This window comes from Vibrio superstes (assembly GCF_003569005.1).
GTDB classification, from domain to species: domain Bacteria; phylum Pseudomonadota; class Gammaproteobacteria; order Enterobacterales; family Vibrionaceae; genus Vibrio; species Vibrio superstes.
This window is the reverse complement of the sequence record NZ_BCUR01000004.1, coordinates 2,427,174-2,453,112: the sequence shown is the minus strand read 5'-3', so window position 1 is coordinate 2,453,112 and position 25,939 is coordinate 2,427,174. Positions and strand designations below refer to the sequence as shown.

At 40.3% G+C, this 25,939-nt stretch carries 21 protein-coding genes and 1 other RNA gene; 7 read left to right on the top strand and 15 right to left on the bottom strand.

Annotation, left to right across the window (positions count from 1 at the left end; translation table 11 throughout):
* Positions 1-27 precede the first annotated feature (27 nt).
* Together D5I41_RS19140 and D5I41_RS19135 are read left to right on the top strand one after the other, a co-directional pair.
* The gene (locus D5I41_RS19140) at positions 28-1,983 is read left to right on the top strand and encodes an AAA family ATPase (protein WP_119011173.1); all 1,956 of its coding nucleotides are present in this window, start codon (positions 28-30) and stop codon (positions 1,981-1,983) included.
* A complete protein-coding gene (locus tag D5I41_RS19135; RefSeq protein WP_119011172.1) occupies positions 1,970-3,256 on the top strand; it encodes an LlaJI family restriction endonuclease in 1,287 nt (428 codons plus the stop codon). The genes D5I41_RS19140 and D5I41_RS19135 overlap by 14 nt, the downstream gene beginning before the upstream one ends.
* 142 nt (positions 3,257-3,398) lie before the next feature.
* Here the strand turns inward: D5I41_RS19135 and D5I41_RS19130 are convergent, their stop codons facing one another.
* The 6 genes from D5I41_RS19130 to D5I41_RS19105 all read right to left on the bottom strand — a co-directional run bounded on the left by D5I41_RS19130 (position 3,399) and on the right by D5I41_RS19105 (position 9,367).
* Positions 3,399-4,604, bottom strand: a complete 1,206-nt coding sequence (locus tag D5I41_RS19130) for an integrase domain-containing protein (protein WP_119011171.1) — start codon at positions 4,602-4,604, stop codon at positions 3,399-3,401.
* Between the two features lie 536 nt (positions 4,605-5,140).
* A complete protein-coding gene (locus D5I41_RS19125; protein ID WP_119011170.1) occupies positions 5,141-6,082 on the bottom strand; it encodes a hypothetical protein in 942 nt (313 codons plus the stop codon).
* A 170-nt stretch (positions 6,083-6,252) separates the two neighbouring features.
* Complete coding sequence (locus D5I41_RS19120) at positions 6,253-6,594, bottom strand: hypothetical protein (RefSeq protein WP_119011169.1); 342 nt, start codon at positions 6,592-6,594, stop codon at positions 6,253-6,255.
* 549 nt (positions 6,595-7,143) lie between these two features.
* Complete coding sequence (locus D5I41_RS19115) at positions 7,144-7,878, bottom strand: hypothetical protein (protein ID WP_119011168.1); 735 nt, start codon at positions 7,876-7,878, stop codon at positions 7,144-7,146.
* Between the two features lie 332 nt (positions 7,879-8,210).
* A complete protein-coding gene (locus D5I41_RS19110) occupies positions 8,211-9,032 on the bottom strand; it encodes a hypothetical protein (RefSeq protein WP_119011167.1) in 822 nt (273 codons plus the stop codon).
* On the bottom strand, positions 9,029-9,367 hold the full coding sequence (locus D5I41_RS19105; protein ID WP_119011166.1) for a DUF2384 domain-containing protein: 339 nt from the start codon (positions 9,365-9,367) through the stop codon (positions 9,029-9,031). Before D5I41_RS19105 ends, D5I41_RS19110 begins: the two co-directional genes overlap by 4 nt.
* Before the next feature lie 157 nt (positions 9,368-9,524).
* Here D5I41_RS19105 and D5I41_RS19100 point away from each other — a divergent pair, with 157 nt between their 5' ends.
* Positions 9,525-10,271 carry a metallophosphoesterase gene (locus tag D5I41_RS19100; protein WP_119011165.1) on the top strand — a complete coding sequence of 249 codons (747 nt, stop codon included), beginning with the start codon at positions 9,525-9,527 and terminating at the stop codon, positions 10,269-10,271.
* Between the two features lie 332 nt (positions 10,272-10,603).
* Positions 10,604-12,022, top strand: a complete 1,419-nt coding sequence (locus D5I41_RS19095; protein WP_147094831.1) for a hypothetical protein — start codon at positions 10,604-10,606, stop codon at positions 12,020-12,022.
* A 618-nt stretch (positions 12,023-12,640) separates the two neighbouring features.
* Here the strand turns inward: D5I41_RS19095 and D5I41_RS19090 are convergent.
* The 6 genes from D5I41_RS19090 to smpB form a co-directional block, all read right to left on the bottom strand.
* Positions 12,641-14,008 carry a ParB N-terminal domain-containing protein gene (locus D5I41_RS19090; protein WP_147094830.1) on the bottom strand — a complete coding sequence of 456 codons (1,368 nt, stop codon included), beginning with the start codon at positions 14,006-14,008 and terminating at the stop codon, positions 12,641-12,643.
* A gap of 2,134 nt (positions 14,009-16,142) precedes the next feature.
* Positions 16,143-17,189, bottom strand: coding sequence for an AAA family ATPase (locus D5I41_RS19085; RefSeq protein WP_119011162.1), 1,047 nt, complete (start codon positions 17,187-17,189; stop codon positions 16,143-16,145).
* A gap of 66 nt (positions 17,190-17,255) precedes the next feature.
* A complete protein-coding gene (locus D5I41_RS19080; RefSeq protein ID WP_119011161.1) occupies positions 17,256-18,416 on the bottom strand; it encodes a site-specific integrase in 1,161 nt (386 codons plus the stop codon).
* Between the two features lie 264 nt (positions 18,417-18,680).
* A complete protein-coding gene (locus tag D5I41_RS19075; RefSeq protein WP_119011160.1) occupies positions 18,681-19,964 on the bottom strand; it encodes a site-specific integrase in 1,284 nt (427 codons plus the stop codon).
* A gap of 96 nt (positions 19,965-20,060) precedes the next feature.
* Positions 20,061-20,427, bottom strand: a transfer-messenger RNA (tmRNA) gene (gene ssrA / locus D5I41_RS19070).
* A gap of 66 nt (positions 20,428-20,493) precedes the next feature.
* Entirely contained in the window at positions 20,494-20,979 is a 486-nt protein-coding gene (gene smpB, locus D5I41_RS19065) for an SsrA-binding protein SmpB (RefSeq protein ID WP_119011159.1), read from the bottom strand.
* 102 nt (positions 20,980-21,081) lie between these two features.
* On the opposite strand from smpB, the gene D5I41_RS19060 reads away from it, so the two are divergent.
* Both D5I41_RS19060 and D5I41_RS19055 read left to right on the top strand, forming a co-directional pair.
* The gene (locus tag D5I41_RS19060; protein ID WP_119011158.1) at positions 21,082-21,525 is read left to right on the top strand and encodes an SRPBCC family protein; all 444 of its coding nucleotides are present in this window, start codon (positions 21,082-21,084) and stop codon (positions 21,523-21,525) included.
* Entirely contained in the window at positions 21,515-21,823 is a 309-nt protein-coding gene (locus tag D5I41_RS19055; RefSeq protein ID WP_119011157.1) for an RnfH family protein, read from the top strand. Before D5I41_RS19060 ends, D5I41_RS19055 begins: the two co-directional genes overlap by 11 nt.
* Positions 21,824-21,891: 68 nt before the next feature.
* On the opposite strand, the gene D5I41_RS19050 is transcribed toward D5I41_RS19055, so the two are convergent.
* The 3 genes from D5I41_RS19050 to nadK all read right to left on the bottom strand — a co-directional run bounded on the left by D5I41_RS19050 (position 21,892) and on the right by nadK (position 25,072).
* Positions 21,892-22,251, bottom strand: a complete 360-nt coding sequence (locus D5I41_RS19050; protein ID WP_119011156.1) for an outer membrane protein assembly factor BamE — start codon at positions 22,249-22,251, stop codon at positions 21,892-21,894.
* 170 nt (positions 22,252-22,421) lie between these two features.
* On the bottom strand, positions 22,422-24,083 hold the full coding sequence (recN, locus tag D5I41_RS19045) for a DNA repair protein RecN (protein ID WP_119011155.1): 1,662 nt from the start codon (positions 24,081-24,083) through the stop codon (positions 22,422-22,424).
* A 104-nt stretch (positions 24,084-24,187) separates the two neighbouring features.
* Positions 24,188-25,072 carry an NAD(+) kinase gene (gene nadK, locus D5I41_RS19040; protein ID WP_119011154.1) on the bottom strand — a complete coding sequence of 295 codons (885 nt, stop codon included), beginning with the start codon at positions 25,070-25,072 and terminating at the stop codon, positions 24,188-24,190.
* A 150-nt stretch (positions 25,073-25,222) separates the two neighbouring features.
* Between nadK and grpE the strand changes: the two genes are divergently transcribed.
* The gene (gene grpE, locus D5I41_RS19035) at positions 25,223-25,849 is read left to right on the top strand and encodes a nucleotide exchange factor GrpE (protein WP_119011153.1); all 627 of its coding nucleotides are present in this window, start codon (positions 25,223-25,225) and stop codon (positions 25,847-25,849) included.
* The last annotated feature ends 90 nt before the right edge of the window (positions 25,850-25,939 follow it).

The window sequence follows — 25,939 nt, the reverse complement described above, 5'->3', positions numbered from 1 at the left end:
GTGTTTTTATTTAGGGGTAAGGACGTAATGCTTTCAAAAATAAACACTGTTGGTGAATGGTATACAAATGAGCCTGACACTAGTTGGGAGCTTCCCGAGTTAAATTTTGATAATGAAGCTAAATCCGCTTTTGAATCGCTTGAGCTCGATATTACAGTATCTGATTCGTCAGCAAGGATTCGCATAGCTGGCAGTGATAATCACGCATATATATCTAGCCAATACTTTTTATATGTCATTAAGCTAGCTCCGCTCTCGTATTTGATTAATAAATATCTAGAAAGGTTCGACCAAGTTGTTCAAGCAATGATAAAGCCTGATGATATCGCACAATTCATTAGTGCTAGAGCTGCAAGTCAATCAAAAATATCAAATATTGACCCATATAGTTTAACCAATTTTTATGATGTATTTGATGTAACAACAGCTGATAATCGCCTAAAAGCGAAGGAAATCATTAATGGCTATGGTAAAACAGCAACTACCAAACTTCGCTCTAACGAAGACTTCTTCAAATCGATACTTTTAAAAGCTTTACCTATCCCGAACAATAGCTCAGGTATGTTAGGGGCACTGACATCCGCATTTGCTAAAAATAAGTCGGCTTACAATGTCTTAGTTGATAAGTACAATGCTTACCTTCCTCATGTTTTTCGGGGTGAAAGTGGTGATGAATTGCTCTTTATGATCTTGTCTACCCTCGGATGGCAAGGTAAGTTGGATGCGGAACTAAGCTCTACTTCATCAAGGTTTGCCGATTGGAGGGCCTTAGATAAAGCATTCTTGTTTAGTCCGACACCAGTATCAGGTAACTCAGGATATATTGAAGAGCCGATTCACTATCATTTCCCTTCACATCAGTATGTGCATATTAAAAAAGGCTTACTTGATACTGATGAGCTAAGAGAAAGTGTATCTGCTCTTATCTCAAATTTGTGGGATAACATGTCAATTCAGAAAGATGATGATGCTTTTTTCTTTAAATCCTCCCTCTGCTTTGACTCTAAATCTCCAGTATTTAAAGGCGCTGCCAATAAAATCTTTTATGGTGCACCGGGTACAGGTAAAAGTCATAAGGTTCACACTATAGAGTGTAATGGGGCAGAAAAGATCGTTACCGTTTTCCACCCTGATACGCAGTACAATGATTTTGTTGGCTCGTTGAAGCCCCAAATGGAGTCAAGTAGTGATGGTCAGCCCGTTGTAACCTATCAGTATCGCCCAGGCCCATTTACTAATGCTTTAGTAAAAGCAAAGTCTTATCCAGTTAAGCATGTTTGCTTAGTCATTGAAGAGATAAACCGTGCTCCAGCTGCGGCAGTCTTTGGTGAACTATTTCAGCTTCTAGACAGAGGCAATAATGGTCAAAGCACTTACAAAATCGATGCTACTGATCCAGATATGCTGACGTACATTAATGAACAACTTCGTTTGGTCGGGGCTTCTGAGTTATCTCAGCTAGAAATACCATCAAATCTATCTCTGCTCGCCACAATGAACAGCAGTGATCAAGCGGTAATGCCTATGGATGCTGCATTTAAACGTCGGTGGAGTTTTCAGTATACAGACATAGACTTTACTAACCCTGATGTTCCAAACCATAACTTTAAGATTGTTACCAGTGGCGGTGAGTATGATATTTCTTGGATAGAGTTAGCCCAGATTATTAATGATCTACTAGTTGACTGTAACGTTGCTGAAGACCGACTTATTGGCCCATTTTTCTTAACTGAAAAGGAAATGAATGATGACTCAATAGCAAAAGAGAGCCTGAGTGGAAAGTTATTTGTATACTTATGGGATGATGTACTACGTCATATAGGTCCAAAGAAAATTTTCTCACCTCAATTCAAAACCTTCGGGAAGTTATCGAGTGCTTTTAGAAAAGATAATGCAGTCTTTAACTCACTGGTAGAAGAGAGAGTTGCTGAGAAAGGTCGTAAAATTGAGGTGGCTGAGACTACAAAAGATGCCACAGAATAAAATTATCTACTTATCAGATCGCATTTCTCTTTCGGATGCCTCTATACCTAACTCGGTTATTGATGTGTTAAAAAGTCAGGGGCTTATTGCTCCTGATATGAAGAGGATACACTTTAGTGGTGTTGTTCCTTATACTGATGGTGTCGCGATATTTTTGCCGCGTAACCATCAAGCTTCTACAGAAGATGGTGGCAGTGCTGGCCACTACCTTATCCAAGCTCTACTAAAATATTACCAAGATAAAGATAGTGGCATTGATGCTCTCGAAAACGGTGAAGAACTGATCGGCGGTCGAGCCTTGTCTTTGGCGATCTCACTCATCAATGACTATCAAGCCAATGGACTATATGTACGTCGAGTTAAAGAACGCACATTTAACTCTGGCAAAGTGAACTGGTCTAGAACCGTCTCCCGTAGCCCCGCTTATCCATCTGTAAGTGGTCCGATATACATGGACCTACAAACTTCTCGCTCTCGTTACATTGCCAATTGTGAAATAGCTGAAATTCATGCCGCAGTGATGAAAGAGCTATTTTCTGACTACGGTATGTTGTGGTTAGGCATCTCAAGCTATTTCGATGAGCGCTTAGAGCACATAAAAAAACCTTCCGATAGTCTTGAGGTCAATCTCACTTATCTTAGACGTGAACTGCAACTGAGTTATTCAGAGCGTGATATATTTTTGATCAATAGCTTGATCCAGTATCTCGAATTAAAAAAAGGAAGATTAAGTAGCAGTACTTTGATAGGGGTACGTAAGTTCCATAATCTTTGGGAATCTATGCTGGATGAATGCTTACTAGGTAAGTACCCAGTCAACAGCAAGCTACCTGTTCCTGTCTATCAAACGAGCGAAGGGCAATTCATTTCTATCGCTCAGAAAGGTCAGAGAACGGATACGGTTCTTAAACATTTTGATGAAAATCGGTTTGCCGTAGTTGATGCTAAATACTATGAAGCAAGTTCACCATACACAGCGCCTGGTTGGCCAGATCTAGTTAAGCAGTTCTACTATCAACAGGCGGTATCACAATTGGAAGGCGAAGGTACTCCTGTATCCAACCATTTTATATTTCCGGGTTCAAATGCAAAGCTTAAATCTGCACATGTTGCTAGCCGAGGAATAGATGTAAAGTCTTCAGACGATTGCTTGTTAGAGTACGGAACAATCCATTGTCATTATCAAGATCCGATAGAGCTATTAAAAGCTTATGTCTGCGGAGAACATCTCACTCAGTTGACTAATGAAATTTTTGATGTTCTGGCAAAATAGCTCCTTCGAAGTAATCTGTTCTATTTGTAAGCGTGCCACCACGCAAGGACTTACCTACAACCATGTTGTCTCTTTCTGGTTTGGCCGACTTTTTGTGTGGAATCAGCCTTCAAGTGTTCCCCTTTAAGGGACCGAACCACTTTTATAAGTGAGTGCTTTTGGCACCTAGGATACGCTGACTCCACCAGTTCATCATTTTTCTTCGACGTTCTATATATGTGGCTCGGTTGTATGCCGCTCGGGTTTGGTTTGGGTCAACATGGGCTAGAGCTGACTCTATGAGGTTAAAATCGAAACCTTCTTCATTGAGAGCGGTAGAGGCTATCGACCTGAAACCATGACTGACCAACTTTCCTTGATAGCCCATCCGCTTTAAGGCGGCATTGACGGTCTGGCTATTCAAAGGTTTGAAATTATCAGTAGGTGAGGGGAATACATAGGGACTGCCTCTCCTAATACTTTTTGTATAGCACAGTAACTCTATGCAGTATTCACTGAGCGGGACAACGTGTTCACGTCTTCGCTTCATTTTACTGGCTGGTATGGTCCATATCTTCTGTTCTAGGTCTATCTCTTCCCAGAGAGTGTTTGAGGCTTCACTAGGCCTTGTCATCGTGTGTAGTTGGAACTCAATTAAGCACCTTGTGACTCTATTAAGAGATGCCCTTGATATTGTTTGAAGTAGTTCTGGTAGCTCAGATGGTGGAATAGATTTCATATTCTGAGCTTTAGGCTTTTTGAAAGCGACGTGAACCTTTGAGATCGGATTTGAGAAGACCTTCCCAGTATTCACTGCGAAATCTATTACCTCATTGAGTCTTTGACATAGTCTTTTTACCGTTTCTAGATTTCCTTTCGATTCAACAACTTTGAGAACTTTGATGACTTCAGGGGCGGTAATCTTGGAAATTGGAACTGTACCAAGAGAAGGGAAAACGTGTAGCTCGAGAGAACGCAAGATATCATGGGCATAGTCTTTGGTAACACTGTGTTTTTTCACCTCAAGCCATTCCTCTGCCACGTTGGCTAAAAGGTTTTTCTCTTTATTGAGCTCTTCCTCTTGTTGCTGTGCTAAGTGGCTCTTTGGGTCTATCTTCCGATCCAGTAAGTCCCTGTACTCAAGTACTGTTTTTCGAGCTTGCTTTAATGAACAGTGAGGAAACTTTCCTATCTGAAGCTTCGTTCTCTTTTTAGTCAGTGGGTGTGAGTACTGAAAGTAGAAAACCTTCGAACCATTGGGGCGAACCCTCAGGGTTAAACCATTGCCGTCTGTAAGTAGTTGTTCTTTGTTCTTGCAAGAGAGGGCAAGGATCTTAGTGTGGCTCAGTCTGGTAGCGGGTCTCGGCATGTTTTAGCCCCCCAAAATTTCTTGTTTGTTCCCCAAAGGTAGTTTTTGGGGAACAAAAAGTCTAAGTCACAGTGAGGTCTCTTGGCGCTTAGTGAGGTGCTAAGTTATTGATTTACTTGTCTGAAGGCAATAAAAAAGCACCCATTTGGGTGCCTTTTTATACGATTTGGTGGAGCTGGCGGGAGTGTCTATCAATCCCTTTATAAACAAATACTTAAGTTTGTTTTGGTTGTGGTTTAAGTAGCTCTTAGTACCGAATGTTAGCACCAACTTTCACGGACTAACAAGGGCTTTTTTGCGTTTTTTTCACCGTAGTAGGTAGGTGGTTGTTTTGCTTCGATTCAACTCCCTGATACGGAGTTGAATTGGTATGGGTTAGAGAGGATCTATAAGGTAAACCCTCCTTCCCACTATATAATTAGAGCATGAAATCTTGTGCTAAACCGTACTTGGACAAAAGTGTAATAGAACTGTCGTTCTAACAGACCTCTATCTGATTAGAAAAAGTATCTTGAAACCTTAAATGCTTTGTATGCTTAAAACTGTTCAAGATAATTGTCTTTGCCTTTATATTCATCTAACATATTTTCGTATAAACGTTTAAAAGCCAGATGATAGTTACTCTCAAAAACATCCCAAGATTCATTATTTTTAACAAGCAACTCATTATAAAAAGACTCATCAAGATAATGAACATACCCGCCTTTCTCCCTACCTAATTCTTTTGCTTCAGGTAATTTTTCAAATGATCCTTTCTTATAATGATTAGCTGAAAGTTGGTACTCTATTGTTACGTTATCATTACGTGTCAGTCTAGCATTTAAAATCGTGCACTGATTATCTTCGGACGTTGAATTGTACCTTCTATAAAATTTATAACAATCAGATACACTATAAGCTATATTTGCTTTTTGATTATATTTAGAGGTTATTGCACCTGATATTTCATGAAAACGAGCATTCATGCCTTCGGCGTTGATTGATAAGCGCCATAGCTTATTGTCAGCATAATCAGCACATACATAACCACCTTCCACTTTAAATACATGCTGTTCTGAATCTAATGTATCAGGAAGCTTGCCCAATGCTTCTTTAAACATAGGATCACTAACTAATTTTTTTGCAATATAAACATGCTCTTTATATTCTGAAGTCTTCTTGTACCTATTTTTGACAGAATTAACTTGATATGAGTAGAAATGTGCAGGGAACTCCAAAAATGTTTCTAGGTTCTTCGAATCAGATAACTTGATAAAGTCTAAACTACTAAAACCCATAAAGTTATCAGATAGCCTTACAATAGCTTTAGTTGGAAACTTTTTCTCATATGGACAATATATGCGCTTTTGAACATTATCTAAACGTCCTACGTTCGCATCTTCTAATGAATCACCAATCTCAAATCCAAAAGGAAGCGTTGCACTATAGCCAGTAGGTACGCATAAACACCCAAGCAATAAGACAAATTTTCTTAACACATCTAAATCTCCACATAAATCTTGAACATTATACCATATAGGTTGAGTTTTTAAGCTAACATCCAATTAAGGCATGAGCATTGCTTTCACCAAACTTAACCATGCCACCGTAAATACTTTAAAATTTAGAAATATAAATCCAAGCGTTAGGTATTACTCTTAATTTTTTGTTAGCTATTGCGCATAGAATATATGTGTAAACAGTTTTTATAACGAATATTATCATCAATTTGCTGTAACATTTCTTCCGTATCCAGAACGCTTCTATATGCAAACTGCTTATCCTTTTCTGAGAGGGTATCAAAGAAACCCAAGCGTCTACCGAATGATTTTGCAAAGTAACTTGCTTTTTCTTTTTCTCCTCTATCATTGAGTACGATGATACAATTTTTTATCATCGCTGCACTGCGGGCTGGAATAGTTAAATCAACGTCACCAACACCCTCTACAAATATCGTATTAGCACTTGCACCAAACGACAGGACTAAATAAAGAAACCAATACTTTCCCATACATATTACCTAACTTTCCAATCTCAATGTAATTCCACCACGCTGGTGACCAAAGTCCTCACATAGTATCTGGGATACAAGTTCCCTCACTATGCATTGTCATTATTAATTGATCATCATGGCTCGACCATGGCTTATAAGCATCTCTATGTTTCGGGTTTTGCCTGACTGCTACTGCCGAATGCTCTTCTGTGTAGGTTGTGAATGCCTGTGCAAAAAGAGCTATTGCTAAGAATATTAAGTGTGCATATGTATAATTGCATTCAGTCCAACTCAGGTCTGATAACAACCTTTTTAGCTTCACTACCACCAGTCTTTCTTAACTAGAAAAAACTTTGCTCGTCCCGAAATCTAGTCAGAGAAATCTTTCTTTTTTCTCTTCAGATTGCATCATGCCTCTGAACTTTAGTGCTGATTATAATGTAGCCAAGCACTCCCGCACTGCATATTTAATCAGTAGAAATCGACCTGTTACTTTTTTATCCATCTCGTTATTCCAACTTACCGGATAACGAAAAGACCTGACCCCAAAACTTTCATTGATGAGTATTATTCTCTTTTCTTTAAAGAGTTTATCCAGTCTATTTCCATCATTTCCTGATGGGTCATCGTTTTTGACTTTTCATGTAATTCTAATACGAAATCTAAAGGTATTAGCGTGCCGTCATCACAAGGGATACCTGCTGTATTATGAATATCTGTAGTAATGCAATTCACACGATCATATATATCTTGGAAATTTGAATTAATTTTATAAGCACTGTACCAGTCACCCATGTATGTTACATGGTCGATCATTAGAGATTCTGAGCTTCTAGAAGTCTCAATTGACAGATGTTCATTTGTAACGTAGACCTTGTAGTTACCTTGGGCTGACCAGTTAGTAGAAAATTTGATCTCTCGATATTGATCTTCTGAAGCTGTCTTCACTCTAGCATAAGTGTGCCATTTACCTTCTACACCAAAGTCTGAGCCTACGATTTGGTTAGACTTATTGATATTGAACTCCTCATCCAAGTTAGGAATAGGCATGTTTTCATAAAGCTTTCCGTCGACTTGCAATTCCGCTTCATAGCGAGTGACAGTATCTTCTAATATTACCCATTTAGGGCTTTCCTCAACTGGTGGTGCTGGTTCAACATCGGGAGTTTCCGGGTTAGAGGTACTGGAACTAGAAGAAGACCCGCCACATCCCACAAGAGTTAGAGCCAAAATGCTAGGTATTAGTTTATGCTTCATATTTTTATTCTGCTTAATCATCCATAATTGAAACGTCTGAATCATACATGCCACTAAGTGCATAATATGTAATTCACGTTTAATAATAGAGCTTCATCACGAATATTATTCAAGCAGTAAAATAAATGATTGAAGCTGAAAATGTAGTGGTTGAAATTGATTGATGCTGGTTATATATTTTGCTTCTGTGTTACAAAAAGTTCATTATATTTATTTTCGATCAGCTAACTGAAGACTAGTACTGCTATAACAATTTTAGCTAAATTTACGAACAGGAAGCGTGAGGAAATATAAGTCAAACAGTGGTGCTGTCGTTCAGAATCTACCTCACGCATACTAACTTTAGGCCATCTTGGTGTCAGTAATTATACAAATAATCACTCCAATGGATTGGAGTGGAACAACAAGGTGCGTGGATCTATTATTAAACTAGGCAAACTCTTCTTAGTTTTGATGTAATAACAGCAAGATCCCTTTTCAAAAGCCAGAATTTCAACATTCAACAAATCTCTAGATAGTTTTCTAGCAATAGATTTATCTAGGCTAAGCACTGTAATATTTGACTCCTTGCAATACTCAATTAAGCGCAAGATACACCGAATCCATTTTTCCGGTTCATCGTTGTACATGTGGTCTTTTGAGGAAGCGGTTGGTTCTGTACTAGTATTTGATATTTCCCAAATCATCAGTTCTGTTTGATCATTTGTATCAAAATTAGAATCAGAATCAGGAACGTCGATTGTAGAGTACAAATCATCGTCTTTATGCATGCTCGCATATACGAAAAGCTGTTCTTCGTACACTTGATAGAAGTGGCGCTTTTCTCTTTGAGGGCAATCTGTATACTTCAGTAGTGCACGTTGGTTCCTCAGGCGTTTAACAATGTCGAGTTCAAAATTTTGGCGAAATTTAAACTCTGAGCGAACACTAGGGGGTTCTAAGCTACCTTCAAGACATGTTTTGACTAAGTCGTGGAAATAATTATTTCCCTCTATATCAAGAAACATAACTGCATCCGATAAAGTTCTGCATTGTAGAAAATCAGTTAGAAGCTTCACGTTGTATAAAATTAGGCCTCTAGTTGAGGATGGGTGATTTGTAGTATTTGTTTCAATGGATTCTGCTAATAGAGAGATCGCAGGCAAACACTCCAAGAGATATTTTGCTTGAATCATCATAGTACCGTTATGTGTATTCATAATGTCATCCCATCCAAATGTTTAGCGACTCGCTCTAAATCCTCCACCCGTCCAGATTCTATAACATTCAAAGCGGTTCGCCCTTCAAAGAAAGAATTATTGTTTTTCATGCTCATGAAGCCGTAAATATTCTGGGGATTTTTGAAAATAGTTTTAAGGCAGCAGTGGATGTTCAGAATGTAGCTTATTCTAACAAGTTGTTCTGAGCTAACCTCGCCTCCAGTAAGACCACCTAAAATAACTTCTTTTTGGCTATCACTGCATCCCCACAACTCAAGGGTTTTTAGTGCGGCTTTTAGGCCTTTTATTGCTTTACTAGGATCAATATTGGTCATGAAATATTCTTCAGTTGAGTGCTTATTATTACTGTAGCTTTAAAATGCGTGGCGATCAAAAAATCCTTTAAAATCATTATATTACCACAGTATTCATTATTGACTTTGCTTGTTGTAGCGACTAGTTTTACGGGGTGTGGTTAGCTGTGAGCATCTAATGAAAATTCAATACCTATCCGATTTACATTTAGAGTTTGGCGCTATGGAACTGCCTATAACTGATGCTGATGTAGTGATTCTAGCTGGTGATGTCCATCTAGATGGTCAGCGAGCAATTGACTGGGCGGGAGGCTTTCCTCAAGACGTTATATATGTGTTGGGTAATCATGAATTCTATGGTTGTAATTCAATTTCTGAATCGATCAGCAAGACAAAAGCTTATGCAGCGCAATACCCTAAACTGCATGTGCTTAGTAATGATTCGGTTGTTCTTAACGGGGTCACGTTTCATGGGTGCACTTTGTGGACTGATTTTGAGCTAGATGGAAGCCCTGAAGTATCGTTTTATTATGCAAAGAACAGTATTAGCGATTTTAAACGTATACATTTTGATCATGCATTGATCTTTACACCAGCTTTATCGGCAGAGTTACACTCTGAATCTGTACAGTGGCTTCAAAGCGCAATAACATCATCTAAAACAGCTAAGAATATAGTTGTTACTCATCATCTTCCGACACCTAATGCCATCCATTCTCGCTATAGTGGCAGTTGTCTAAATCCAGCATTTGCCTCTGATTGTTCTTGGCTATTTAGTTCAAAAATTACGACTTGGATTTATGGCCATAACCATGACTGTAATTATTTCGAGCAAAAAGGTATTCAGTTTCGTACGAATCAAAGGGGGTACATTGGCCATGAATTTATACCCGGTTTTGATGCTTATAGAACGTTCGAAATTTGATTCTTTGAGCTTTCAGAAAACATAAGTCTTGAGAGCTTTCATCGATGTTGCTGACTAGTCGGAGTCATTATTTGCTCTAATCTAAAGGAAATATTAACCTTTAGGTAACCAGCTACGCATATTCACACTTTTTCTCCGAAAAAGATGAGAAATATGCTGCTGGCGAGGTTTCACCTCGAACTAAGATCAAAATCAAATACAAAAATATGACCAAGACTACGATGATTTACCGTCACGTAAACTTTCGTAAGCGAGACGCTTTTCGCAAGACTCTGAAGCATTCTTTACGCATTAAAACTGACTCGTTTAAACACAATGAATGGGTCGATTGTTTGGCGGAACAGAACTGGATTTATACAACAAATAACCCACATGGATTTAGACTAAATTCGCTTTCAGAAGATAAGCGTGAAAGATATATTTCTAATGTTTTAACTAGAGAATTCTCAAGTACGACAGTATTGGCGAGTGTAAAAGCTGATTACAAAAAGTATGAATATAAACTGAATAAAAAAATCTCCTCATCCTTAGCTATTGGGCATAAATTTCTAGCTCAAGAACTACAAATCATCAGGGATAAAAAGCCAGAAAACTATAGAGAAAAGATCGAAGCAATAGAAGGTGTTAAACGTCGAAATCAGCTTCTTCAAATGCTAGATAAATATATGGCGTTATCACAGCAAGTTGAAGGTACTGTTGATGAGAGAGTATCTAAAGTTCACGAAGCATTCTTTAAGTTTCCGCACCAACATGGTGTTGTTCCTGAACCTAAACGCATGGCAAATTGCATCAGGAAATTTTATGAACAACATCTGCCTGATTATCCAATCCACTTCATAGTCGTACATAACGATGAGCGCAGCTCAGAGATGGAAACTGGAGCACATCCACATATATTTGTTAGTACCAGAAATCGAAAAACGGGCAAGCGAGATCTCTGTTCCAAACTACGACAATCGGTAAATCGTTATCTGGCTGCACATCCAACGGAAGTAAAGCTATGGAACCCAGAAACTCGTCGGCATGAAACTCATACCATTTCTAACATTGAAGAAAAAATGGTAGGAGGACGGGCAACCGCAAAGCTTCAAGGCATTGTACTTCAAGATATGTTTATGGAGCACGTCAGGGACAATTTTCAAGAGCTGGACATACGATGGCGAACGTCTAGGAAAAGAAAAGTTATGGCGTTTCACAAGCAATATGAAGATGCAAAAAAGCCGAAGTCTGACAGACTATATAATCTACACAACCTGCTTGAACAGAGAGCTGCACAACTCAAAAGTGAGTGTCAAAACTTGAAGGACGTAACTCAAGTCAAAAGGGCTGAGCTATCGGAAATTGAGAAAAATGTCCGTACTGAAGAAATCTATTTTACTAGCGTAAAACTTAGGATTGAAGAGAAAGAAACTGAACTAAATTCATTGGAGAAGTGTGTTAAGCGAGTTAAGGGCATTTTATCTTCTTTCTTAACTCCCTATAAGAAGCTAATAGAGGCTATTGTAGCGAACGATAAGCCTAATACTGTCAATAGCGCAAATGAGTGCCTACAGCACCATTATATAGCTAGTCCTGAAGGTAAGAATGTAATTCTAGAGACAGTTAAAGCAGACGTCGAAGCTATCAATGAACTTTGTGTGGCTAAAGACATAAAAGATGTATTTAACAATGTCAAAAATCAGATGGAATCAAGTACCAACTTTCACAATCAAATAGAGTATAAAAAAAGCCTTCCAAAGATGAGGATTTGAAATTTTAAGGGATAGATAAAATCAATAGTTGGGTAGTTATACTTGAACTACGCCAGCTGTTGAACAAGAGCATTTATGGGGTTATATGAATTTTAAGGTAATTATTCACTATGATGTGCCACATTCCTATGACCTTACATGAATTAGTCTCAATGTAATCTGTCAGTTTCGTCTTCATGATGTGACCAGATCTGGCAGGTTGCCCTAAATCGGTTCTGCCCCTTTCCGTGTTTCGAGCCGCAAGTTCATCGTAGGGATTTTTCAGAGGTTTCCATGCTTTTCCTGATGAGATTTGAATGGCAGGTGATCGGGGTACACCTCAAAGGGGTTGTCGGAAAAATTTACAGTTCGAAGTATGCTGCACCTCGGAGAAACTTTGTTTGACACGTCTATGCCCCGAAATGCCATTATCTCATACCGTGCTTCATACGTGCTTGTTTTACAGTTTATTTTGGTACTGTGGCAGAAAGCTAGTTAACAATGCCCTTAAAATGTTCTAACCCTGACAGCTCTGAATAACGCTGCCAATACTGTATTACAGCTGCTTAGCGATCCTTAGCGTTCTGGTGGGTTACTTTCCTAGGCATGCAGGGCAGCAATGCTACCCTGCATGAAACTCTAGTAGTTTGAAATTTCATCGCTTGTGAACTGTTCCCAATCTTCACCTAGAATCTTATTACTGATAGAACCGATCTTCTGCAGGTTGTGAGGTCTAGCGCCTTTTACTACAGCTCGATCATTCAAGTAGCGCAGTTTCCATGTCCTCGGTTTATTCGTTTTCTTATCTACAGTAGCTCCTAGGAGATCAATCCAATGCGTAGCATGTCTGTACCAGTTAATAGATTTTAAGCGGAAAATAAGTTCATCTTGAGTTATGACATTCTTGTATTCTCGAGTGCAACGATAGTGCTTAACAATCAGTTGGAATCGTTCTTGTGGGTTTAATGCTTTTAGCTGAGTATCTGACAAGCCAAGATCTTCGAAATTAAAGCTAGGTTTATCAGCTTTTATTGCGTCTACCAATGGCCCAAGTTCCTCGAGATTTGCATAATGAAATGCATTGGCAATTGCTTTTTGAACATGGGCCCACCCCGTAAGGTATTTTTTTCTGAACGGATCATCATTGAGAGCGGTATGCTTCGGGAAATGGTCCTTAAAACAGTGTTCCATTATTTTAAAAAACTTATTGGCATGAGGCAAAATAGCATCGATGTGATGATGCTTTATACTAAGACCTTTGTCTTGGGTAGCGTAAAGCATGTGAATCAAGACCTGCTCTGCAGTCGACAGGTTCATAATACCACTTGTACTGCTATCTGAGATACTACCAGCTCCTGAACCAATAATTCTATTTTCAAAAATAGTACCTTTGCTTGCTTCTAAACGAAGAATGTTCAATGGCGCAGAAACGTCCATTTCAATTACTAGATTTTTGTTCTTTTTCACTCCTCGGCCATTTCGATCAGCAAATGATTGTCTTGCTACGTTTAGGTCGCAATTCAATTCTATTTCGATAGATAGGCGAAGATTTTCGAGAGCGCCAAGTTCGTTTACAGCTTCTTCATCTTTGCCTAATAAAAAAACTGCGGCAGTTTGAGTTTGACCATCGGACTGCATCATATATGTCAAGGGAACATACAGTTTTCCATAGTAAACGCCGTCTTGTGAATTGTGATAGTTCACAAATACAGTATCGATAAAGGAGTACTCATCCATCCATGCGTTAACTGGTGGTATATGAATTCCTCTTTCTCCTCTTAAGCCCTCCAGTAAATAGTCTTTATACAGGTTTCTATTTGCTAGTTTTGCTGTTTTGAACTCCGCCTGAGATTTTTTGTGAAACTCCGCCATTGTTGAGAATTTAAAATCTGGATCTCTGGGGTCGCTAGAAGGGTCGTAGCGAACTGCGTGTAGAAACTCTCTCATATTTAGTGTTGTATTGAATGTAAGGTTTTGATGCGTAGCGTATTTCGCATTTCCACGCAAACACAACATCCCAGTTAGGCATACCATTTCCGACGATGGATACTGGAACGCATATCTCTCATTGTTGAAGTTATCTCTCGCCTCCTCACTATTCTCAAAGTCGATAAACCGAATGTTTGAGAGTCTTGAATTCTTTTTTATACCGCTAGTTGGTATTAACTGCACGTCATTTTTTGGTAGAAGCATGGGTATTCTCATTCTTGCTATAACAATATAAAATCTAGGGATAATGCTAGATTGAAGCATAAATCTAGAATTACCTCTAGATTAGTGCGGTTTAATGGAAAGATCTAATATTTTTGCTAGATTTGCACTTAAATCTAGCAAAAACATTAGATTTTGTGTTTGGTTAAAAGTTTCATAAGCTTCATAGTTAGACTTGAGCGAGCGTTGCTAGTCCGACAAACTAGTGGCTATGGCACGGCAGTGCTTAGAGCTTTATATGGGGAGAAGGGAAACTGGGTCAGGTTTATCTTTTCCTTTATCTGATCTTATCCGAGAATTCGCCAAAGCATTCAAATCGTAACAAGCCTCTGTCCAAAAACGTGTCTGAATGCCTAAGTCGTAGAATCAAACGTCTGCTTCACTAAGCTAACGCTCGTTAGCTTAGCAATTTCTTGAAAATTAAATTGTCCCATAGTGAATTACGACACGGGTAAGTTGACTGTACGATCTAGTCATAACTTACCAGCGGATGCTTGGAACGAGTATGGGCCACTGCAATTTAGTGAAGCGCTATGAGTTAATTTTTCGGGAAAACGCATGCGTTTTCCCGAACTGGAATGCTAGTCTGGATTCAATCTGTAAATGTTGGAGTCACTATGGAATAGCCAATGTAGTACTTTCTAAATTGGTTTTGTTCTTTTGGGTTAGTACATTTTCTTCGTATCTGTCGAGCTATCGTTCACCTCAGCTTATTTTTAAATAGAAGACCAGTTTTTGCCCCCACAGCTATGAGGTCTTGCTTTTGTATGCAGCACTAGTTCCTGATAATAGTTCGGACTTGGTAGAATCTTTAGATACCAAGTCCCCGAAGAACAACGCAATGATAAAGAAGAGCATCGGTTCTCTTTTTTGCTAGGTAAAATTGCGCTTATGCCGAGAGGTTTAGCGTAAGTAGCTCTCAATATTGTAAAAATCACTATCAATATCGAACACCAAGTTAGGCAAATCCTTTTCCATACAGTTATTCATGAACTGCTAATCAAGAAAGTTATCAAGCTGATATCCAATGGTATAACGGCCCATTTCAACGAAAACGCATGCGTTTTCCCGAAAAATAGATCCATAGGGCGGAACTAAACAACGGTAGCCAGTGGGGGAGCTACCTGACTGATATGAGTTGGATACGATGCTCGACGAAGATTAACCTATTCTGTCTGATTTTATTGTTTGAAACTAAGCCAGAGGTAAGTTGACCGTCATAAGACTCAGGTCAATGACAGGGGGATATGGACGGCTCCCATCCCTACGGCACTACACCATTAGCATACCTAGCACAGCATCCAATGGAAGCACGACAAGTGGCAGAACACGTTATGTCACGTGGTATGCCGTGGTGAATTGAGTTGTACAATTGTGAGTTACGATAACAGCAGACCGACTTTACGACCTAGTCGTGACTAACCAACGGATGTGTAAGATCGAGTATGAGTTACTACACCTTACACGTTGCTTTATTAATGTTCATTTTGGACGAGAAGTTTTGCGTCACTACATTATCAATACAGGCAAGGGTTTTGTACTTTGTGGATTGATTGGTCAAATGGTCGTGTTTATTCCACCAAAAACAGCTTTTTCATTGTTTATAGTCTGATAAAAGTACCTGAAGGATGGCCGTTGATACCACATTTATTGAACGGGATGAATGATGTTAGATACTACCTATCCAAAGAAGTGCGTTAGCCATTATCACTTAGCTCAAAATGTGTAAGTTATGCGATGGGAATATCTATTCTGCTTCTTATATTTTGGTTTTAGTTCAGGTTGCTTGATGAGATACAAGCTGTTTTTTTGGTGAGAGGAAGCACATACTGAGCTAGGGTTATTTAGATTGCTAGCTAGTTGAATAACACCTAGGTAGTAATGACACAGTGACGCACTCATAGAGTGCGTCACTGTGTCATTAGTCACCTTAGGCTGCTAACGCTATAACATCAGCCATGGAGCGTCGCTTCCCTTTTAGAGTGGCTAGAACAATTCCCGCAGTTTCAAGCTTTTCAAATTGGCGATAAAAATCCTTTGTATTTGAGTTGGTCCAGCTATCTACTACTTCCTTAGAGTAGATTTTGTGTCTGATATCATCTCTAGTGCTACTACCCTCAAAATCCGTCTTTAATGCTTTAACTATAGGATCTAGCAGAAGTTGTTCCCCCTCAGTTTTCAACTTCATTTTTTTGGTTCGAGCTAGAGAAGTTACGGGGTTGTTTGATTCACAAGTAATCCCTAAATCAATAATGTCATACTCCAATTCAAGTGTTGGAGCCTCTTCACAATCTTTTTGCTTGGTATTGATCAGAGTGGCTTTAAGGGTTTTACTAGAGCGATTGATTAGAAATTCAAAATCACATGCACCTAACAGCGCACCACTTCCTCTAGCACCTTTTGATGCGTCCTTACCCGTGTGGTGTATGCAGAGAATAGTAGTTTGGGTTATATGGCGAATCCTGTCGCATCCTTGAATGAAGTCTCCCATAGCGCTAGGGCAGTTTTCGTTGCCAGTAAAGTGACGTGCAACTGTATCTAGTACAATAAGCTTAGCTTTTAGTCCCGATTGAGCTTCTATGTCCTGTATTGAAGCTATAATTTCATCCTGAACATTAGCCTGTGACACTTCTTTTTTTCGGCCTAGTACATACAAGTTTCGAGCAACAGAATTGTTCGCTAACTCCCAAGCTTTAACACGGCGTGATACGCCACGTTCGCCTTCCCCTGCAATGTAAATAACAATACCAGCATCAACTTTCTTTCCATTCCAGTCTGTGCCTGTTGCGATAGAGCAGGACATCTCCAGAGCTAAAAATGTCTTGAGTGAACTAGACTTCCCATACATTACTCCAAATGAATCAGAAGGAATAAAGTCTGTTGTAAGCCAGTTTTGTTTAATGTCGAATCCATCAGATCCTCGGGAAAAGAGTAAGTTGCCATGTTCTGCTGGAGTGTTTGATTGTTCATTCTTCATTTTTGTAATCTTAAAGTTTTTGTCAAAAGCTACTTTGTTTGAAAGTAGCTTTTAGAAAGAGAAAAGTTAGGAAAAGTACGGTTTGATGTGTTTAGTATGTTCTGGGCTAATTTGCTCAATGAAGCTTTGAAGAACGTCTACTTCGTAATGCTTGCTATAAACGTTGAATGAATCAGATTGCTGTTCGTGTCCTACAATACCTTCAATCACTTCCCTTGGAACTAGGTTCTGTTTTAGTTCATTGACAAACGTATGACGAAAAGAATGGGCATCCAACCCTTTGGTCAAACCCAGTTTATCTCGACGCCTTGCAAACCATTTTGATGCATTGTGAGAGTAGTAGCCGTTTACTAGTTTTAGTTCGGGAAATACTCGTTCAGTTTGCAAGGTTGCTACGAAGCTAAGAAAGCCAAGTCGCACCAATTCGCTATGTAATGGGATGGAGCGTTTGGAAGAAGAGTTTTTAATCCTTTGCCCATCAAAGGAATCATGAACTGAAATACAGGGAATCTTGCCCTTTGTCGTAATATCAACTTTATGCAATTGGCAAAGCTCATTTAGTCGACAGCCAGTGAAGCGAAGGAGTAAAGGAAGCCAGTAATAATAGGAATGTAGATATTGGTGATCTAAGTAACTATCCATGTGAAAAATAGCGTTGAGGTGATCGTTTGAAAATGCTTGACGCTTATCTTCATGCTTTGGCGGGTGTGTAGGTAAGCAATAAAAGTAATTAGTTTCAATGTGGCCATGAGATACAGCCCAATTGCAAAACGTAGATACCTTCTCAATGATGCCTTTTACTGAGCTATTGGAAAGTGTTGGGTAATTGTATCGGCTGTTTTTTGAAACGATATCTAGACCGTCAAGACCATTAAAGATTTGATGCTTACGAGCATTTTTAGGGTAGTGATGAAGCATATTTCGAATCCATTCTGCTGCTTCACGATCAATTTCGTTCAGGTCATCAAATGGAAGTAGCTTCAATGCCGTTGAAATAACTTGCTGATCCTGCAAGATGCACTTCATGCTACTACGTTTGAACTGTTTTCTCGATTGGGTATATTGCTCTAGAAGTTCAAGAGAAGAGAGTTTAGTTTGTAACTTTTGGCTTTTAGGAAGAGGTAACTTGCGTATGCAAGTATCGTCAAAATCAGGTTCAAGACAAGCAGCTGCAAGTAGCCCATTCTGTTGAAGTTGCGAAGCGTGTGGAAACGTTGAGAAGTTCAAAATATATCCTCCATTAATAGTATGCTTTTATGCTAGCGACAAAGCTTTGGGCGTGAAAGTGGTTGCAAATCAAACAGTAGGGGCAAATGAAGGCGTTAAGGCTAGGGTATTAGTTGATCTGGCAACAAAGTCTACCGAAGAGGGGAGTAGGGCTTAGAACCCTACAAATGCCCCCTTCAAAGAGGTATTTTTGAAATTTTTTCTGTCCGAGTTGAAAAAAAAAAAGAACTTTTTTTTATTCGATTAAAATTCAAACAGTTCAACTTAGGTGAATGGTTTAATTTTAGACAAAGCATCAGTAGGGATGCGTTCAATAGCTTCTTTCAAGATTGTCAGCTCATAACCTTTTCCATAACGGTCATAAGTTATATTGTTTAATAAATGGCCTAATATGGAAGCGGCAACCTCTGAAGAGATTAGAGAATTTTTGAGTTCAGTTGCAACAGTATGGCGAAAAGAATGAAAGTCATGCTTCTTGTCAAAACCTAGTTTAGTCTTAAATCGGCCAAACCATTTCGATGGCGCAGATCCATACCCATCTCGCCCTGCTTTCAATTCAGGAAATAGCCTCTTCGACTGCAGAGCGTGAATATAATCAATGAATCCCATATCAAGAATAAAGCTATGTATTGGTATGAGGCGCTTACTTTGTAGGTTTTTCAGTTTTTGGTCGGGTTGATCGTCAGAAATGGATATGCACCATATGGAGTCAACTTTGACTATGTCGGTAATGTATAGCTGACATAGCTCATTCAGTCTTGCTCCTGTCAGTTTAGCCAAGATAGGAAGCCAGAAATAGTGAGAGTGGATATACTGGTGTTTAGTAAAAATAGGGTCTGAAAAGATAAGTTTTTGCTCATCAGTGCTGTAGCTAAACTTACCTTCATTATCTCGCTTAGTCTTTTTAAAGCGAATACCTTTAAACGGATTTATATCTGTTAATTCATTGAGCACACACCATTCGAAAAAAGAGGAACACTTGTGAATGTAGTCTTTAATACTTTCTTCGCTTAGCGTTGGTTTCTCTAGAGTCTTATTTAGCTTTATAGCCTCTTTGACACAAAGGTTTTTAAACTCAGGGATCTTTTTTAAATTTCGAGGGTAGTGTTGCAGGCTTTTCTTCACTCCTTCAGCATCAGCCCTACGAATCTTTCTTAAAGACGTTTTCCCAACAATATCCAAAATGCATTTACATTGCGCATACAAGCTATCAGCGGTTTTTTTTGCTACGTGATCGAGCTTGTAACTGTAAAAGCTATCGAGAGCTTGGTATGGATTGTACTTTGTATTGTTATTGGTCTTTGCCGCTGGGGAGTAGGTACTTGTGGGGGAGGAAAGGTTTATGTCTGGGTCTTCTTTTGAATGGACACTAATTGTTTCGAGAATTTCTAGTTCCAGCTTCAAGGCCTGTATTCGTGCTTTGGTCTTTGAGGTGGTATGAAGCGAGCGTTTGATCTCGTGGCGATCATTGAATTGTTTTCTTAGGTGTTTGGGTAGTTGATATCGGAAGTGCCAAATTCCAGATTTAGAGAGGGTTAAATATCGCATGTTTAGTACCTTTCTTTAGTACAAACTACGTATTTGTTTAAATGCCAGATATAAAAAAGGCGGTAAATCAATGACTTACCGCCTTTTCCAATCGATTGGTGGAGCTGGCGGGAGTTGAACCCGCGTCCGAAAACCGTTCATCATTGGTACTACATGCTTAGTCGATCTTTAAATTCACCAAGTACCTGCGAACCGACACGCTAGTAAATGACTATCCTGAATTATATTTCGAACTTCATCTCTCAGGCGGGAGAATCCGATCTAGCTAGTTTGGGTTTGACTCTTTGTTATTCCCCGTCTTACAAGCGGAAGCTAGGGCAAAGAGGCTCTCAGCAGGTTATTAAGCTGCTAGTGCGTAGTTTTCGTCGTTTGCGACTATTTTTTTGCGGCTTTTTACGTGGCCAACCGCCCCACGACATGCACCTCAGACTTCAGAATTCCCGTCGAATCCTAGATCAGCCCCTAGTGTTCTTGCATAGTACCAGAAAAGACTAGCCTGTCTAGCACCATGCCAACTGGTTGCTCAATATTAGCGCAGTTTACTCTTCATAACCCGTGCTTTATCGCGCGCCCAGTCTTTATCTCTAAGATCGGTACGTTTATCGTGTAATTTCTTACCCTTAGCGACACCTATCTTAATTTTAACCCATGAACGCGACCAGTACAGGGACAATGCTGTAAGTGTCATGCCATCACGGTTAATGCTACCGAAAAGATTGTCTAGCTCACGGCGCGAAAGCAGAAGCTTACGGATACGAGTAGGGTTAGCTACAATATGAGTAGACGCTTGGTTAAGTGGTATAATGCTCATACCACTAATGAAAGCCTCGCCATCTTTAAGATATACGTAGCTCTCAGCGATGTTCGCCTTACCCTGACGTAGAGATTTTACCTCCCAACCTTGGAGCTCTAAGCCAGCTTCAAGCTCGTCCTCGATAAAATACTCGTGACGGGCTTTTTTGTTTAGCGCAATAGTATTACTAGTCGCTTTGGTTTTTGATTTTTTCTTTACCATAGTGGCCTCATTATACGGATTGCCTTATTATAGGGAAATTCTTTTTACTCGGTTTAGGGTAAAGGTCAGTAAAATTAGCGATTTAGTAGTTGAGGAGTAGTTATGCCGCAGGTGACCCGTTCAGCATTGGTATCGTTTAGCGCTGAACAAATGTTCCATTTGGTCAACGATGTCGCGCGATATCCTGAGTTTTTACCTGGATGCTCTGGCTCTCAGGTGCATGATTTTGATGATTCAAAGATGACAGCCTCTGTGGATGTTTCAAAAGCGGGTATCAGTAAAACCTTTACCACTAAGAATGTATTGCATATCGGTCGTGCTATTGAAATGAATCTGGTTGATGGCCCATTTAAGCACCTCAAGGGCGGCTGGTTTTTTACGCCCCTTGATGAGGGAGCATGTAAAGTGGAGTTGAAGCTTGAGTTTGAATTCTCCAGTCGAATGATAGAGATGGCCTTTGGCAAGGTATTCAACGAGCTGACCTCTAACATGGTCAACGCCTTTACCCTGCGAGCAAAACAGGTGTACCCGTGTTATGAGTATTGATTCCGATATGATTCATGTGGAAGTGGTGTATGCACTGCCTCATGATCAACGAGTAGTGGCACTGGTCGTAAATAAAGAACTGACCGTTGAGCAGATCATTGAGCAGTCAGGGTTGTTAGCCTTATTTCCTGAGATAGACCTTAAACAGAATAAGGTCGGCGTGTTTAGTCGTAACGTAAAACTTGATGCAACGGTTAGAGATAATGACCGCATTGAGATCTATCGACCGTTATTGGCCGATCCAAAAGAGATTCGACGTAAACGAGCCGAACAAGCAGCGAAAAAAGCCGCTCAATAATTAACTAGATAGAAATAAAAAGGGGAGCACATGTGCTCCCCTTTTTTTTGTTTGGTGTTGCGATGCCGTTACTGAATAGCTTGGTTGAAAGCTGGGCCTACACTAAAGTCACCTTCGACGCGTTCTAGACGTTCGTCATTGCCAAAGAACACGAAAAGGTTCTTTTGCTCTGGGTCGTTATGACCTTTTGTGAAATGGTAGATGTAATACCATTTGTTTGGTTTACCGTTTTCTACCAGCATAGGTGAGCCTAGAACATAGCGTACCTGTTCTTTCGACATGCCAATACGAAGCTGATCTACTGCAGATTGTTCGACAAAATTGCCTTGGCTAATATCAATTCGATAAACCAATTTTTCTAAGAAAGCACAGCCAGATAACATTGTTAGTGCTAGTGGGACTGCGATTAACCATTTTGTAAGCTGCATATGATCAGGTCTTTAACTTCTAAATAAAACTCGGCAGATAATAAACAAGCTGAGCCAGCTTGTATAGAGAAACAGCCATGAGAGTGAGGATTGCCTGTTATTGACTGTGCAAAATATGACATTTCCCATGTTTTCATGGCTGTAGACAGTCGGATCTAGCTTGAGTTCCTTTAGGCTGCCATTAACTCTTTGGCATTGGCCAGTGTTGAGGAGGTGATCTCACTTCCGCCTAGTAGCCTTGCCAGTTCCTCTACTCGCTGTTCTGTATTGAGGGTAAACATTCTTGTTTCAGTGGTGCCGCCCTTGGCCTTCTTGGCGACAAACATCTGTTGATGACCACTACCGGCTACTTGCGGCAAGTGAGTCACACAAAGGATTTGCGTACTTTCACCCAGTTTGCGCAGCATTTGTCCAACCACAGCCGCGGTTGGACCGCTGATCCCCACATCCACTTCATCGAAGATTAGGCTAGGGGTTTCTACTTTTTGTGCGGTGATAACTTGAATCGCCAAAGAGATTCGTGACAACTCACCACCAGAGGCGACCTTGCCTAGTGGCTGCAAAGGTTGTCCAGGGTTAGCCGAGACTAAATACTCGACATCATCCGTGCCCAGTGGCGATGCATATTTAGGGTCGTTATTAATACTGATATCAAAGCGTGCCTTCTCCATACTTAACTGGTGCATACTTTCAGAGATCAGTTTATTGAGCTCTTTTGCATAGCGCTTACGTGACTTGCTCAGTTTTTCTGAGCTTTTTAAGTACTTGTCTAGGGCTTGCTCTACTTCGGCCTTAAGTTGCTCAATACGTTCATCGGAGCAATCAAGGGCTTCGATTTGCTTTGCCAGATCTTGATGATGCTGATACAGGTCTTCAGGCAAAACTAAGTGCTTTTTAGCCAGTGACATTACGCGAGAATAGCGCTCCTCTACCATCTGCATACGCATTGGGTCCATATCGATGGAATCAAGATAATTACGCAGTTCACTGCTCGCCTCTTCCATCTGGATCAAGGCTTCATTGAGCATTTCGCTGATGCCTGAAAGGGTGCTGTCTAGTTCACCTAATTGCTGGGTTTGATGTATGACATTGTGCAGAAGGGCAATGGCATTAATATCGTCATTGTCGTTAATCACATCAAGGCTTTGTTGAGTTAATGACAGAAGCTCACCGCTATTGGAAAGTTTCTTGTGCTCGTCTTCTAGCTCGCAGAACTCATTCTCTAGAAGGGCCAATTCATCTAACTCTTTAATTTGGTATTCAAGTAGCTGCTTTTGGGCAAGATTCTGCTGACCGTTTTGAATGGTTTGCTTGAGCGTGTTATCGGCTTGGCGCCAGGCTTGGTAATGCTTTTGAACATTATTCAGTAAGCTTTGATGCCCCGCATACTGATCGAGCAAGGTAAGTTGATACTCTTTCTTAAGCAATTGATGATGGGCATGTTGCCCATGGATGCTCACCAGTGTCTGGCCTAAGCTCTTAAGCTGAGAAACTGGTACCGGATTGCCATTAATGAAGGCGCGAGAGCGGCCATCTTTGCCAATAACTCGACGTAAAATGCACTCCTCACCATCGGTAAGCTCGTTGTCTTCTAGCCAACGCTGTGCAGTGAGATTGCTCTCAATCATAAAGCTGGCGCAAAGGTCTACCTTGTCTTCACCTTGGCGTACCATGCCCGAATCAGAGCGGCTTCCCAAGCACAGACCTAAGGCGTCGATAGCAATAGATTTACCAGCACCTGTCTCACCCGTAATGGTGGTCATGCCTGGCTGAAGTTCAATTTGTAGCGATTTTACAATGGCGAAATTATTAACACTAAGATGAGCTAACATACAAAAATCCATAGAATGAAACACTGTATATGAAAACAGTATATACTGGTTTTACATACAGTAAAGTCACTCAAATAGATTTTTGTTGTTTTTTGTGTGCTGGCTTAAAAAAGTTTGCTCGACCAGCCCAATTTCTCTCGCAGTACATGGTAGTAGCTGTAGTCTTTTGGATGGATAAGTTGCAGTACATTATCACTACGATAAATGTGTATTTCATCACCAGGCTCTACGGGTAATGAAATCTGCCCATCGCAACTCACCTCTTGGGTGCCGCGGTTATCTGGAGCTAACACTAACTTAATACGACGATTTCCATCAACTACCAGCGGACGGCTTGATAACGTATGAGGAAACATAGGCACCAAGGAAATGGTATTTAGGCTTGGGGATAGGATTGGACCACCGCCAGAAAGTGAGTAGGCAGTAGATCCGGTTGGCGTTGAGATTATCAAGCCGTCAGAACGCTGCGAGAAGGCAAAAGAGTTGTCGATATAGACCTCGAACTCAATCATATTGGCTACTTTACCAGGGTGGAGCACTGCTTCGTTGAGCGCTGCATTTTGGCTTTTTACCAAACCGTGACGATGTATCTCAGCTTCTAAAAGAAAGCGCTGCTCTGTGAGGTAATGGCCTTCTAGCACTTCTTCTAAGGGCGCTTTGAAGTTATCGGGATCTAAATCGGTCAGAAATCCGAGATTCCCCTTGTTGACACCAATGACCGAAATATCAAACCTAGACAGGACACGAGCAGCGCCTAGCATGTTTCCGTCACCGCCGACTACAATAGCTAAGTCGGCCTCTTTGCCTATTTGCATTAGGTTGCTGAAGACCTTATCGTCTAATTCGGGCAACAACTCTTGTAGTCGGTCATCAATAAGAATGCGATAGTCTTTTTCAGCAAGCCAATGATAGATCTCATGGTGAGTCTGGATGGCACTGATGTCGCGAGGTTTACCCAAAATAGCGATTGTAGAGAAATGCTTGCTCATTTTAGTCCCAAAATAAATGGTTAGGCTTGATTCAGAAACGATGATCCCCATAATAAAGGCAAGTTGAATTCAGATGCTAATTTTTTGTGGATGCATTTCTGTCAAAATAATAGCACTTTCAGGAATATGCGTATCCGCGTCGGAGAGATCATGAGCGATAAAGAAAACAAGATTAACGAAGAAGAACTAGCACAAGCGGCACATGAAGCTGAACAAGTTGCAGAAGAAGTGACTGAAGAAGCTGAAGTGATCGGCGGTGAAGGTGACATCGAATGGAACGAAGAAACTGACGCAGAAGTGGAAGAGTCTAAGGTTGCTCAACTAGAAGCCGCATTGCTTCAAACAGAGATGCGCCTTAAAGAACAGCAAGACAGCGTTATTCGCGCTAAAGCAGAAGTTGAGAACATGCGTCGCCGCACAGAGCAAGAGATATCTAAAGCTCGTAAATTTGCGATCAACAAGTTTGCTGAAGAATTGCTACCGGTTATTGATAACCTAGAACGTGCAATGGAAGCGGCAGACTCTGAGAACGAAGTGGTTAAGCCATTCCTTGAAGGCATCGAAATGACACATAAATCATTTACTGATGTTGTTTCTAAAAACGGCCTAGTAGAAATTAACCCTGTTGGCGAAGCATTCAACCCTGAACTGCACAACGCAGTATCTATGGTTGAAAGCCCAGATCACGAAAGCAATACCGTAACTATCGTATTGCAGAAGGGTTATGAGCTTAACGGTCGTGTCGTTCGCCCAGCGATGGTAATGGTTGCTAAATAAGCGTCCAAAGCATCAAGTTTTAAAAAGAGGCTGTTTTCAGCCTCTTTTTTTGTTTTTTTTTCTGCCCAAGTCTTGAAACAAAGAATCCAG